A 13,745-nucleotide genomic window follows, 5' to 3' on the forward strand; every position below is an offset into this window, starting at 1 on the left:
AACAAGGGCGATTGCCCGCCGCCGGCGTGTGATCCGGCGCGTGAGGAGTGCCCGCCGCCGGCGTGTGATCCGGCGCGTGAGGAGTGCCCGCCGCCGGCGTGTGATCCGGCCACGGGCGCCTGCCCACCGCCGCCCGGCAAGAAATCCGCCGCGAGCGTCGATGAGATCGAGAACGGCCTCGTCGTGCGCGTCGTCGGCGTGGCGACGCAGCTGGGTCTGGAGGCCGACTATGTCCTGATCGAGACGGGCGATGACCGCTTCGTCCGCATCAGCGGCGAGGTCGAAGGCGTTTCCGAAACCGGGTTCTCGATCCGCGGCTGGTCGATCCAGGTCGACGCCTACACCCCGGTTTTCAACGAAAAGTTCGAGCAGATCACCCTTCAGGACATCACCGACGGCCAGCTCGTCATGGTGTTCGGTGAATTCCAGGAGGAAGGCTCGATCCGTGCCTACCACATCGAGTACCGCCAGGCGGCGCGCGATCAGTTCGCGTTGTTCGGCCCGGTGACGGCCATCGACGAGACGGGTGTGACCGTGTGGGACGTCTTTTTTGAGTACTCCGACGACTCCCGCTTCGAATTCGGATACAACGAAGTGATCAGCCGCGAGGATATCCAGCTCGGGCAGATCGTGGAGGCCGTTAGCGTCCCGATCGCCGGCCAGGAAGGCTGGCGGATCGATGTGCTGCGCGTGCAGGACCGCCAGAACGACGGCGGCCGGCTGAGCGGCCTCATCGAGAACCTCACCGACACCGGCTTCACGGTGCTTGGTCAAAACGTCTCGATAAACGAGTTTACGAATATTCGCAACCGCCAGTGGGAGACCATCGGGTTTGATCAGCTTGCCGAGGGCAAGGCGGTCGACCTGTACGGTAACTTCGAGGGCGAAAATGGCTTCAAGCCGTTTGAAGTGGTCCTCAACGGGAAAGAACGTGAGGAGATCGAATTCTGGGGCGTGATTGCCTCCGTCGAGGGCGACGAGATCGTTGTCGGCGGCGTGCCCTTCCAGTTCGTGCAGGGCTCGAAGATCTATACGGACCAGGGCGAAGGCACCCAGGATGGTCTGTCTTCCGGCCTGTACGTATCGATCGTCGGCCTCGCGTCAGGCGATGGCACGTTCTTCGTCGATCGCATCTATGTACCTCGTCAGGAGGACCGCAGCGTGCGGGTCGCCGGCGAAGTGGAGTTCATCGACGAATTTGGCCTGTCCCTGTGGGGCGGTTCGGTGGTATTCACCCCGTACACCCAGTTCCATAACCAGCAGTACCAGCCCGTCGAGCGGGATAACATTCAGCTCGGCGACGTGGTGAGTGTCTGGGGTGTGTATCGGGAAGATGGGACCATCGAGGCGCACTCTGTTGAGCTGCGCGCCGGCAACCAGAGCAATCTGACCCTGCTGGGCGCCGTGCAGTATTACGATGGCCAGACGCTCCAGGTGGGCGATGTATCGTTCCTGATCAACGACCAGACGCAATACTTCGAAGAGAACGGTACGGCGGCCGGTGACGGCGGCGCCACCGGCAAGGCTGCGCGTCGGAAAGACCTGTCGTGGGGGCCGTTCGCCGGCCAGCGCGTGCAGTCGTTCGACCTGGCCGCGGGTACCCTCGTCGAAGTTCTCGGCGCGCAAGATGAGTCGGGACAGTTCGTGGCGGTCGTGGTGCGTCTGCGCGATGAAACCGGCCAGACCCGTCTCGCCGGCAAGATCGAGTCCGTCGAAGGCGAGACGCTGCGTATCCGCGGCCGGCTCGTCCGGACGACACCGAACACGGAAGTCGTGAACGAAAACTTCCAACCGATCGCCCTGGCCGACCTCGTCGCGGCTCAAGGCGTGCAGGTGTTCGGTCAGATCCAGAACGACGGCTCGGTGGATGCCTACCGGGTCGAACTCCGGCCCGATGCACGGGAGGAAATCGAGTTCTGGGGCCGCGTAGGCTCGATCCAGGGGGACGTGTTGTTCGTCGAGAACATGCCGTTCCATGTGACCGAGTTTACGTTCTTCACGAGCGAAACCGGGGATCCGGCGGATCTTACCACACTCGTCTCCGGGCAGCAGATTCTGGTGTCGGGTGAGTTTGACATTGCCGGCCTACTGAAAGCGACCCTCGTCTTCGTGCCGAAGCAACGGGTACAACTGTACATGAGCGGCGCGGTGGAACTGGTCGAGGAAGGCCGGCTCGTCGTGCAGGGGTACGACATCGTGCTTACGGAGTGGGCGTCGGTGATCGATGCGAACTACCAGCCGGCCGACGTCTCGTCGCTCGAAGTGGGCCAATTCGTCTATATCTCCGGCGAACTCAGCGGCGCCGGCGCCGTGACCGCCCACTATCTCCAGTTCTTCGGCACCAACGTCCAGGAACTGGAACTCCGCGGCGCGATCGCGGCCCTCGATGGTGAGCTCATGGTGGTCAGCGGGCGCACGTTCGTGATCAGCGAAAACACGTTCTTGCACAGCTTCGACGGCAGCCAGCTCGGTCTGGGTGCCCTGCAGCCGGGCCTCAAGGTCTCGGTCGTGGGCAAGCCGGGTGAGGGCGAGTACCTCGCCGCCGTGAAGGTGTTTGTCGAGAACCAGGACCAGGACGAGCAGGTCCGGATGCGCGGCGCGATTTCGCAGGTCGGCGTAGACGGATTTGTGATCCTGGGCCGGCAGGTCGTATTCAACGAATACACCAACCTGTTCGGCGAAGGCTACGTAAAGATCACGGTGGACCAGTTGACGGATGGTCAGGTGCTGACGGTATTCGGCAGCCTGAACAACGAAGGCGTGGTCAACGCCTATACGGTCGAAGCGTTTGTGTTTGATCTCGAGCAGCTCGAGTTCCGCGGGGTGGTCGATGCCTTCGAGAACGGCGTCGCCAGCATCCGCGGATTCTCGATCGCGGTGAACGATCAGACGTTCATCCAGAATGAAAAAGGCTTCCCGATCGGCACCGAGGTGCTGGCCCCGGGGACGCTGGTCCGTGTCATCGCCCTTCCGGGCGAAGGCGACCAGTTCTTCGCGCGCTGGATGCAGGTCGGCGCCGGCCAGGAGGACCGCGGGGTCAATCTGAGCGGCACGATTGCCTCGATCGACAAGAGCCGGCGGCTCCTCACCGTCTACGGCCGTACGGTCGTGGTCGAGGAATACGCCGACGTGATCAGCGAGACCTTTGAACGGATTCCGTTCCAGGATCTCGTGGCGGATAAAAAGGTGCGCGTCTACGGCTTCTATGAAGACGGCGGCCGCATCCGCGCCTGGCGGATCGAGAGCGTCGGGGCGGAAGACCGCGAGCTCGAACTCCGCGGCACGATCGAGTCGATCGCGGGGTCGACCCTCGTCGTCCGTGGCATCTCGTTTGTCGTCGGCGCCCAGACGTGGATCGATGGCGGACAGGGCACACCGTTCCCGGTTGCCAACCTCGAAGCCGGCATGCAGGTCGCGCTGTCGGGCGCGCCCCAGGAGAACGGCAGCTACGCGGCTCGCTGGATCCAGGTCCAGTCCGGCAACGAAGACCGCAACATCCGGCTCTTCGGGGGCGTCGTCGAAGCCAATGCCGACCAGCGGGTGCTGGTGATCCGGAACCACCGGATCTTCCTGAATGAACATGCGCAGATCGTGGGTGCCCAGTACGAGCCCATCTCGTTCGCCGGCCTCCCGGTCAACGGGCAAGTGATGGTGTGGGGCTGGATGCAGCCGGATGGCAAGATCGAGGGCTGGCGTGTGGAAGTGCGCAACCCCGAGCAGGAGGAGTTCTTCCTGACGGGCGCCCTCAGCGAGATCGACGGCGCCACCCTCACGGTGGGCGGCGTCCAGTTCGTGACGACGGCCGAGACGTTCGTAGTGGCGCCTGACGTAGGCAACATCTCGTTCGACAACCTCTTCGCCGGCCTCATTGTCGAGGTGTCGGGCGGTGTCGGCGCCGAGGGCCAGCTGCTGGCGAAGAAGATCCAGGTCTACACCCTGGACCCCCGCGTCGCGCTGGAGATCCGCGGCATCGTGAGCGAACTCGAGGACGGCCGTTTCGAGCTGGCCGGCATCCCGGTCGAATACGATCCGCGGACCTTCGTACTCGACGGCAACAACCGCCCGATCGACCCGTCGGTCATCCAGGATAATAACAACGTCGATGTCATCGTCCTCGAAGGAGCCGGCGATGCGCTGCTCGCGCGGTTCGTCCAAGTGTTCGACCTCATCCGCGACGAGAAATCGCTCGTGGACCGGATCGAAACGCTGGGTGGGGGCACCTTCTCGATGCGTGGCTACACCTTCCGGGTGGATGCCACGACCGTGATGGAGGACCCGCTGGGCAACCCGATGCGGTTTGCCGACCTCTTCGAGCGCATGCGCGTCGAGGTGAATGCGGTGGAAGAAGGCAACGGCGTCTTCCTCGCCCGCAAGGTGATCGCCCGTCCGCGCGACCAAAAGCTGACAGGTACGCTGACAGCGGTATCCGCATCCGCGATCGGCATCGCCGGCTTGAGCGTCACGGTCGACGTGTCGACCGTCGTGACCAACGCCGACGGGGACGAGATCGACGTGACCGACCTTGTGGCCGGCCAGACGATCAACCTGACGTTTGTGCCCGGCGCCGGCGGCATTCCGGTGGCCACGGCCATCACGCTGCTGCCCCGTTTGGAGGACGAAGTGGTCCTCAGTGGCTCGATGGAAGCGGCATTCGGTCAGCTGTTCGTGGTGCTGGGCCGCCGCTTCCAGGTGATTCCGAACACGGTATTCCTGGACGAGTCGAAGAACCCCATAACGATGGGTAACTTCATCGTCGGCGAGGCGGTCCGTGTCCGCGGCTTGCTCCTGGCCGGCGACGACCTTGTGGCGTTGCAGGTGCAGAAACTGGGCGAAGAGGCTACCGACGTGCGCGTCGAAGGCCCGATCGTCTCCGTCAGTTCGAGCGTGCTCGAAGTGATGAACATCTTCTTCTTCATCAACAACGAGTCGCTGTTCATCGACCTCAATGGTGAGGAGACGGACGTCAACGCGTTTGCCGAGGGGCAGACCGTGATGGTCATTGCCGAAGGCCAGCCTAACGGCACGCTGTTGCTCAAGCGCGTCTCGGTGCAGAACGTGTCACTCAGCCAGGGCGAGATCGGGAATATCGAGGGCGATCAGTTCTCTATGTTTGGCACCACGTACCGGGTCGATGAAAACACGATCGTGCTGGGCGACGAAAACGCGCAGCTCGATCTGGCGAACCTGGGTGAAGGCCAGTATGTCGAGGTTCGCGGCACCGCGAGCGCCGATGGCAGCGTGGCCGGCAAAACCGGCGCTGCGATCCTGGTCTCCAAGGTAAAGATCATCGACGCCGAAGGTTCGGGCGAATACGAGCTGGATTCCAACACGTCGCCGGTGGCGACCGAGAAGGAAACCCTGCCGGAGACGTTCGAACTCGAGCAGAACTACCCGAATCCCTTCAATCCCGTGACCACCATCCGTTTTGCGCTCCCGCAGAACACGCGGGTCACGCTGAAGGTGTTCGACGTCGTAGGCCGCGAAGTACAGACGCTCGTTTCGAGCGAACTGACGGCCGGCACGTACGACGTGCAGTGGAACGGCCGCAACCAGGCTGGCCTGCCGGTGGCCTCCGGCGTCTACCTGTACCGCCTGGATCTGGGCACTCAGGTGATGACGCGGCGGATGGTGCTGGTGAAGTGATTGGGAGGTTGCATGTTTGCAGGTTACAGGTTGCAGGTTGGTTGTCCTGAAGCCTGACCATCAAGTCTACGGCAGCCTCATGACAAGCCGGCCGTTCCCTTCGGGGGGCGGCCGGCTTTGTTTTTTGGGGGGCCCCGGGGGGTTATGTTGTATCTTCAGAATCTGTTGAGATTTCCACAACCCAATGCATAGTCATCCCCGCGCAGGCGGGGATCCAGCCCTCAGACTGGCATTTTTCTGGGTCCCCGCCTGCGCGGGGATGACTTGCTCATTACGCAAAACGCAAATCTCAACCGTTTCTCATCGCGTCATCCTCTTTACGACCGCTTCATCCAGACTTATGGCACACTCCAATCTCGGCCTCGTCGTATCCGCAGGCGTCCTCGTTATTCTACTGGCCGGTTGCGGCGGGACGCGTCAGATTCAGACGGCGCCGCCCCGGCCGGCGCCGGCGGCGGTGCGGTCGGCTGAGGTAAACGGGCAGATGGCACTGCTGACGATCGACGTGGTGGTGGGGGAGAGCGCCCTGCCGGCGGATGCGCGGGCGCTGCGGTTTCGGGTGGATCAGGTGCGGGTTAAGCCTCGGGGTGGGGTATGGGAGACGTACCCGGCGGATGTGAATAGTTTCGAGATCGCGGCGACGCGGCGGGCCGGCAGCAAGACGATCTTCTCGACCCGGATACCGCCGCAGCGGTACGATTCCCTGGGCCTGGTGCTCAGCGACGTGTTTGTGCTGTACGACGAAAACGCCGGCGGGCCGCTCACGATGGCGCGGGACCGGCCTATTGAACTGGGGGTCGCGCTGGATGCCCGGGCGGAGACCCCGCTGCGGGCCGAGTTGACGATCGAGCCGGGGGCGTCGCTGACGCAGGATGCCGCCTGCCGTTGGTTTTTCCTGCCGTTCTGGACGGTGCGTGTGGAATAAGTCCTTTAGACCGTCTCGGAGGCGCTCACCGCCTCGACGCGGGTGATCCGCGGGATGGTCCGCTTCAGTGCCTGTTCGATGCCGGCGCGTAGCGTCATCGTGCTCATCGGGCAGGTGCCGCAGGCCCCGAGCAGTTCCAGTTCGACCACATAGTCCGGCGTGACCGTCAGGAGGCGCACTGAACCGCCGTCCGCCATCAGGTACGGGCGAATCATGTCCAGCGCTTCTTCGATCTGCTGGCGCAACACCGGATCCGAACCCGGGTCGGGGACGCCGGCCGGAGTGCCGTGTCCTGGGTTCATAAACTGATCAGACATACGTTCTTGCGGTTTGCGGGCTCGTGAGGTCAGGTTTAACCAGTCCTCACGGAAAAAGATCGCGGACACCCCCTTAGTCCTCCTTCTTCAGGAGTGCGATCCCGATGTCCGGGAAGTCAGTGATGAGGCCATCGACTCCCAGCGCCTTGAGGCGCACCATATCCTCGAGCAGGTTCACCGTCCAGGGCAGAACGAGTACCTGGCGGGCGTGTGCTTCGGTGACGAGTTCTTCGGTGACGAGGCTGTAGTGGGGGCTATAGATCTGGGGGGTGAAGCCCAACGCGTCGATATTGCCGCGGAAGCCGCGGTCCTCGTCGGTGCCGACGAGGAGGGCGAGGCGGATGTTCGGGTTGAGGCGGCGCGTTTCGCGCAGGGTGCGGACGTCGAAGGATTGGATGGTGGCCCGGTCCAGGATTTCCGCCTCGTACAGCACCTCGTGAAGCAGCTGGGTAAAGAGCGCCGGCTCGGGATGGTAGATCCGGTCGGTTCGTGGCGTCGACTTCGTTTCAATGTTGTAAAAAATAGCCGGTAGGTTATGCGCCTGTACGTAGGCTTCGGCGGCCGCGATGACATCCTTAAGCAATGGCTTAATGACTCGCATGGGTACTTGATCGGGAAACCGAATATTGCCGCGGCTGCCGCAGTCGTACCGGGCGATCTCCTTGTAGGTCATCTCGAACAACTTGTAGGCATCGCGGCGGTCCGGCGGCACGGGTTGTCCATCGGGGCGCGTGCAGAGGTCGGCCTCGAACCAGGGGTCGTGGGAAACGACGACCTGGAGGTCCTTCGAGATCACAACATCCATTTCCAGGGTGGTGACGCCGATATCGAGCGCCTTGAGGAAGGCCGGGATCGAGTTTTCCGGCAGCAGCCCCCGGGCGCCGCGGTGGCCCTGGAGGTCGAATAAAGGGAGTGGACGTGGGGCTAACGTATCGGCCATAGGTACAGCTATACCACGATTACACGTGAGCGAAAGGAGGCAAATAAGGGTATATAGCCCGCGTGTCATGTCGAATGTGTGTCGGTCTGGTAGCCGGAATATAAAAAGACCGCGCTAATTCTGCCGGCGGCTTGCAAATAAGAGAAAGTTTTTATCTATGAGTGCTTGTCGTCTATGTATATCCACCGCACGAGAGCCGGCCAATCTGTATTCAGCGCTCTTCATTCCCCCCGCGGGTGGGTATCCGATGGATCGATCGCCTCTTCATCGCGACCCGGAGCCGAGTGCGGTCCGATCTTGCACATCTTCGGCCATGTCGCATCGCGCCTACACTCCCTTTCTTCGAAATGAAAGGGGTCTCCATGATTCTCGGTAGTTTCCAGCGAAGCATAGTCGCGTATGGATCGATCACGTCCGCTATTCAAAGTTGCGCAATTATTTAACATTGGTTCGAGCCCCGCCGGCGGCGACGGGGATTGGGTAGGAGGCGACCCGCGGGTGGCCGTCGCCGGCGTGCCCTATGAAGGGCTGGACCATGTGCTACTGTTTCTGAGCGACGCCGTCGCCCTGGTGGATATGTGCGGCCGGGTGCTCCAGTGGAATCCCGCCGCGGAGCGGCTGTTTGGATGGAGTCCGTCCGAGGCCATCGGACGCACGATCGACGACGTGCTCCCCACCTGGTACCCGTTTGAAGAAGACGCCAACTTGTTGGGCATGGTGCACCGCGACGGCGCGTGGAGCGGCGAGGTGATCCAGAAAGGGCGCGATGGGGGGCTGTTGAAGACGATGGCTTCGCTGACGCTGTTGCGGGGCGACTCCGGCCACTGGTCGCGCGCCCTCCTCACCTTCCGCTCGATTCGCGAGATTCGAGAGCTGGATCATACGGGTGAAGAGCAGTTGCTGAGCAGCCCGTGGCGCAAGCTCGTCGAAAATCATCCGGAGCCGATTGCAATCCTCCAGTTTGGGGACATCATCCACGTCAACCCGGCCTGCGCGTCGCTGCTGGGGGTGTCGAACCCCGGGGCGTTGCAGGGGCGATCGTTGTACGACTTTTTCCCTGCCGAGGAAGCCGGGGACGTGCGCCGGGCAATGGCCCTGGTCGAAGCCGGCCGGACGCTCCCCAGCGTGGAACACCGGCTGCGGAGGGAAGGGGGTGAGGAGCGCATCGTGCGCTCGCGCGCCGTCCCGCTGTTGATCGATGGGCAGTCTGTCGTCCAGGCCGTGTTACACGACATCACCGAGCAGAAACGCGCCGAAAACGCCCTCGCCCGGAGCGAGCAGCGGTTTCAGGCGGTATTCGACCGCGCCGGCATCGGCATCGCCATCGCCGACCCGAGCACCCGCCTGCTCGCTACCAACCCGGCCTTCCAGCATATGCTCCAGTACTCGGCCACCGAACTCTCGCGGTTCTCGTGTCGGGACCTCACGTATGCCGAAGACCTGACGATCTACAACCATTTCGTGCAGCAGGTGCACGATGGCGAAATGGATCGCTTTCACATGGAGAAGCGCCTCCAGCGTAAGGACGGCGCCTACGCATGGGGCAGCGTGGTCGCGACGGCCATTCGACGCGAAGACGATGAACTGGAGTACTTCATCTTAATGGTGGAGGACATCTCGAAGCGCAAGAAGACGGAGGAGGAGCTGATCGCGGCGCGCAGCAAGGCCGAGGAGATGACGCTCCTCAAATCTTCCTTCCTCACCAATATGAGCCACGAGATCCGGACCCCCCTGACCGGCATCATCGGGTTCGCCTCGATCCTCGCCGAAGAGGTGTCCGAAGAACACCGTGAACTCATCGACCTCATCGAACAAAGCGGCCACCGGTTGTTACAAACCCTGAACGCAATCCTCGACCTCTCCATGCTCGAATCGGGCACGCTGAAAGTAAAACCGCAAGAACTGAACATCGTCGACGAAGTGCAGGCGCTGATGTCGCAACTGGCGATGCAGGTCCAGGAAAAAGGCCTTTTCCTGACGTTCTCCTGCGAACACGAGGACATCCGCGCGATCATCGATCGCACGAGCCTGGACCGGATCATCAACAACCTGATCAGCAACGCCATCAAATTCACGCCGGAGGGCGGCATCGAAGTCACGATGCAGCCGCAGGGGGATCGGGTGGAGATCCGCGTGGTCGATTCTGGCATCGGGATCGAAGATGGGTTCTTGCCTTACGTGTTCGACGCGTTTCGGCAGGAGAGCACCGGCATGGCGCGCTCTTTCGAAGGCAACGGCCTCGGGCTGACGATCACGAAGCGGCTGGTGGCATTTATGGGGGGGGATATTCAGGTGGAGAGCACGCCCGGCCGCGGTAGCGTCTTTACGGTGTCGCTCCCGATGGAGCGTGTGGCGCAGCCGGGTATCGAAGTGTCCGACGCCGGCCTCCGGTACCGTCCGGCCCCGGGGGGCCGCAGCCGGCCCCGTGTGCTCGTCCTCGAAGACAACCGCGATGCCCGCGTGCTGCTCCAAAAGTTTCTCGCCGATCGGTACGAAGTCGCCCTCACCTCGCGCGAGGATCAGGCCCTTGAGGCGGCAAGCCACCAGCAGTTCGATGTCGTTCTGATGGATATAAACCTGGGCGGCAACCGCACGGGCGTCGATGCGTTGCGTGCGTTGCGGCACCTGTCCCAGTACGAAGCAGTGCCTGTCGTGGCCCTGACGGCCTACGCCATTTCCGGAGACCGCGAGCGGTTTTTGTCTCAGGGTTTCGACGGATATCTGGGTAAGCCGCTGACACGCAAGGACCTCTACCAGGTGATCACCCAGGTGCTCGATCAGCCCAATCGTACCCGACTCCCACCCCCCAACAACCCGACCCGGCATGCGCGTCCTACTCGTTGAAGACGATCAGATCACCCAGCGATTTCTGGTGCGCATCGTGGAATCGCGGGGGCACACCGTGGATTCGTTTTCGGATGCGGAGAAGGCATGGGAGGCCTATCAGAAAGGGTTTTATCCCTTGCTGTTGCTGGACTGGATGCTGCCCGGGATGAGCGGGCTGGACCTGTGCCGCAACGTTCGGAATTCACCGCAGGGGCCGTTCAGTATCGTCCTCGTCGTCACGGCCATGAACGAGGCGGAGCACCTCGAGGCGGTGCTCGAAGCCGGCGCCGACGACTACATCGCCAAGCCCATCGCGCAGAAGCTGATGAACGTGCGCCTGGCCGTCGCGGAGCGGCGTGTCGATAACATCCTCCAACACAAGGAGGCCGAAGAGCAACGTCGGCTCCTCGCGACGGCCGTCCGCAGCAGCGGTGAGGGGATGTTCATCACCACCGCTGAAAACGAGGAAGAGAGCCCGCGCATCGTCTACGTCAACGAGAGCATGGCGACAATGACCGGTTACACCCGAGACGAGTTGTTGCACCAGCCGATCGAGATCTTCGAGGGGCCGGAAACGAACCGGGACGTGCTCGCCGAAATGGGTGGGGAGCTGGTGCGGGGCGAGGCGTTTTTCGCCGAAATCCTCCTCTATAAAAAGGACCACAGCCGCATTCTGGTGCGCTGGCAGATTTCGCCCGTACGCGACGACACCGATCGCATCACGCATTATGTGTCCGTGCTGCGGGACATTACCGAGACGCGCCGGCTCGAACGCGAACTGGTCGAGATCAGCGAACGCGAGCAGCGACGAATCGGACGCGACCTGCACGACGGCCTCGGCCAGCAGCTCACCGGCCTCGCGTTTATGGCGCGAAGCCTCGAACGGAAGCTCCAGGATATCGACGAGGATGCCGCGCGAGCCGCGATGACCATCGCCGAGCTGGTCAACGATACCAAGTCCCAGGCCCGCATCCTCGCCCGCGGGCTGGTGACGGTGGATCTCGCCGGCACAGGCATCGTCCGCGCCCTCGAGGACCTGGCCGCGAACACCGAACAGATGTCCGCCATCCCCTGTACGGCCGATTGCCACATCGACACCCCGCTGTGGGACGAAACGGTGGCCACTCACCTCTATCGGATCTGCCAGGAAGCCGTAAACAACGCCATCAAACACAGCGGCGCGACGCACGTCAACATCGAACTCAACCAGGATGGTCACCAGCTGCTGTTGGCCGTGCGCGACAACGGGGCCGGCATTGCCTCCACCACTCCGGTCGATGGCGGCATGGGACTTCGGATCATGGAGTTCCGCGCGCAGATGATTAACGCAACACTAAATATCCGTCCCCGCGTACAGGGCGGCACGCTCGTTTTGTGCAGCCTTGTATATCCAGGAGTTTTAGCGCATACTAAAGAAGTCCTCACCTCGTAGCCAGGTCATGCCCATCATGCAACACCATTCCTACGCGCCTCCCATCGCCTCCGCCGCGATTCCGATCAAAGAGCCGGTCCGAAAACGCATCCTCGTGGTCGACGACCACCCTATCGTCCGCCAGGGCCTCGCGCAGTTCATCAACCAGGAACGCGACATGACCGTCTGCGGCGAGGCGTCCGACGGGTTCGAGGCGATGACCGCGATCGAGCAGGCCATGCCGGACCTCGTGATCGTGGATATTCAAATGGAGGGCATCAACGGGATGGACCTCGTGCGCAACATCAAGGCGCAGTATCCGGATCTGCCGATGCTGATGTTGTCGATGCACGACGAGAGCCTCTATGCCGAGCGCGCGCTCCGCGCCGGCGCCCGCGGCTACGTGATGAAGCAGGAAGACCCACGTAACGTGATCCACGCCATCCGCCGGGTATTGAAGGGCGAGGTGTATGTGAGCGATCAAGCCGCCTCCAAGATCCTCAAACTGCTCTCGGGAGGATCGGACAACGCATCGCCCGTCGACCGCCTCAGCAATCGCGAGCTGGAGGTGCTCCGTATGATCGGTGAAGGCTACCGCACCCGCCACATCGCCGAGAAGTTCTCGCTAAGCACCAAAACCGTCGAGTCGTACAAAGCACGCCTCAAGCAAAAGCTCGTCCTGAAAGACGCCGCCGAGCTCGCCCGCTACGCCGCCGAATGGGTGAAAGACGCGCGGAAAGCGTGATAACAAGGTAAAAGTGAAAAGTAAAAAGTTAAAAGTGGGGAGCGGGGGTGTAAGGGGGGAGGTGATCGAGGGCCGGCTTAAAATGGATCCATTTCGCTAACGAGGCGTTAGTCGAACAGCTTTTTCGTGAGCCCGATGTGGGCGCCAGTACGGTTGTGATTACCGGGCGTCGGATATGGCTTTTTGCAGCTGACTCGGGGCGCTGTCTGACTCGTTAGCAGGTTTATGGAGCAGGAACTGAATCGGATCATCCCGATCAATATCGAGGACGAGATGAAGTCCTCGTACATCGATTATTCGATGTCGGTCATCGTTAGCCGGGCGCTGCCCGACGTGCGCGACGGCCTGAAGCCGGTCCACCGGCGCGTGTTGTACGGGATGAGTGAGTTGGGAATGACCCCCGGCGCGGCGTACAAAAAGAGCGCGCGTATCGTCGGCGAAGTGCTGGGTAAGTACCATCCGCATGGGGACTCGGCGGTATACGACACGATGGTCCGTATGGCGCAGGATTTTTCCATGCGCTACCCGCTGGTCGACGGCCAGGGCAACTTCGGCTCGGTGGATGGGGACTCGGCGGCGGCCATGCGGTACACCGAGGCGCGCATGACGCGCATGGCGGACGAGATGTTGAAGGATATCGGGAAGGAGACGGTCGACTTCCAGGATAACTTCGACGGCTCGCTGCAGGAGCCGCAGGTGTTGCCGGCCGCGATCCCGAATCTACTCGTCAACGGCACCGACGGCATCGCCGTCGGCATGGCCACCAAAATTCCGCCCCACAACCTGGGCGAGGTGGTTTCGGGCATTATCGCGTACATCGACAATAACGACATCGAGATCAAGGAGTTGATGGCGCACATTCCGGCGCCCGACTTCCCGACCGGGGGCACGATCTACGGGTACTCGGGCGTCCAGAGCGCCTACCTCACCGGCCGCGG

General features: G+C 62.3%; 8 protein-coding genes. 6 read left to right on the forward strand and 2 right to left on the reverse strand.

The genetic code is table 11. From position 1 onward, the window contains the following. Both SH809_04875 and SH809_04880 read left to right on the forward strand, forming a co-directional pair. Nucleotides 1-5,643 (forward strand): DUF5666 domain-containing protein (locus SH809_04875; GenBank protein ID MDZ4699020.1); only part of this gene is annotated, 5,643 nt, incomplete at its 5' end. A 340-nt stretch (nucleotides 5,644-5,983) separates the two neighbouring features. Continuing rightward, complete coding sequence (locus SH809_04880; GenBank protein ID MDZ4699021.1) at nucleotides 5,984-6,568, forward strand: hypothetical protein; 585 nt, start codon at nucleotides 5,984-5,986, stop codon at nucleotides 6,566-6,568. Nucleotides 6,569-6,573: 5 nt separating this feature from the next. On the opposite strand, the gene SH809_04885 is transcribed toward SH809_04880, so the two are convergent. Further along, nucleotides 6,574-6,813, reverse strand: a complete 240-nt coding sequence (locus SH809_04885; protein MDZ4699022.1) for a NifU family protein — start codon at nucleotides 6,811-6,813, stop codon at nucleotides 6,574-6,576. Between the two features lie 145 nt (nucleotides 6,814-6,958). Continuing rightward, complete coding sequence (locus SH809_04890; protein MDZ4699023.1) at nucleotides 6,959-7,825, reverse strand: glycerophosphodiester phosphodiesterase; 867 nt, start codon at nucleotides 7,823-7,825, stop codon at nucleotides 6,959-6,961. Nucleotides 7,826-8,224: 399 nt separating this feature from the next. Here SH809_04890 and SH809_04895 point away from each other — a divergent pair, with 399 nt between their 5' ends. From SH809_04895 to SH809_04910, 4 genes are all read left to right on the forward strand, one after another. Beyond that, complete coding sequence (locus SH809_04895) at nucleotides 8,225-10,669, forward strand: PAS domain S-box protein (GenBank protein ID MDZ4699024.1); 2,445 nt, start codon at nucleotides 8,225-8,227, stop codon at nucleotides 10,667-10,669. Beyond that, on the forward strand, nucleotides 10,650-12,083 hold the full coding sequence (locus SH809_04900) for a response regulator (GenBank protein ID MDZ4699025.1): 1,434 nt from the start codon (nucleotides 10,650-10,652) through the stop codon (nucleotides 12,081-12,083). Before SH809_04895 ends, SH809_04900 begins: the two co-directional genes overlap by 20 nt. Before the next feature lie 16 nt (nucleotides 12,084-12,099). Beyond that, a complete protein-coding gene (locus SH809_04905) occupies nucleotides 12,100-12,807 on the forward strand; it encodes a response regulator transcription factor (protein MDZ4699026.1) in 708 nt (235 codons plus the stop codon). Nucleotides 12,808-13,032: 225 nt separating this feature from the next. After that, a partial coding sequence (locus SH809_04910) for a DNA gyrase subunit A (GenBank protein MDZ4699027.1) occupies nucleotides 13,033-13,745 on the forward strand: 713 nt, incomplete at its 3' end.

Source organism: Rhodothermales bacterium, assembly GCA_034439735.1.
Taxonomy (GTDB): Bacteria; Bacteroidota; Rhodothermia; order Rhodothermales; family JAHQVL01; genus JAWKNW01.

Coding starts and splice junctions, on each gene's coding strand:
- SH809_04880 (MDZ4699021.1), top strand. CDS start 5,984: ATGGCACACTCCAATCTCGGCCTCGTCGTATCCGCAGGCGTCCTCGTT.
- SH809_04890 (MDZ4699023.1), bottom strand. CDS start 7,825: ATGGCCGATACGTTAGCCCCACGTCCACTCCCTTTATTCGACCTCCAG.
- SH809_04895 (MDZ4699024.1), top strand. CDS start 8,225: ATGGATCGATCACGTCCGCTATTCAAAGTTGCGCAATTATTTAACATT.
- SH809_04900 (MDZ4699025.1), top strand. CDS start 10,650: ATGCGCGTCCTACTCGTTGAAGACGATCAGATCACCCAGCGATTTCTG.
- SH809_04905 (MDZ4699026.1), top strand. CDS start 12,100: ATGCAACACCATTCCTACGCGCCTCCCATCGCCTCCGCCGCGATTCCG.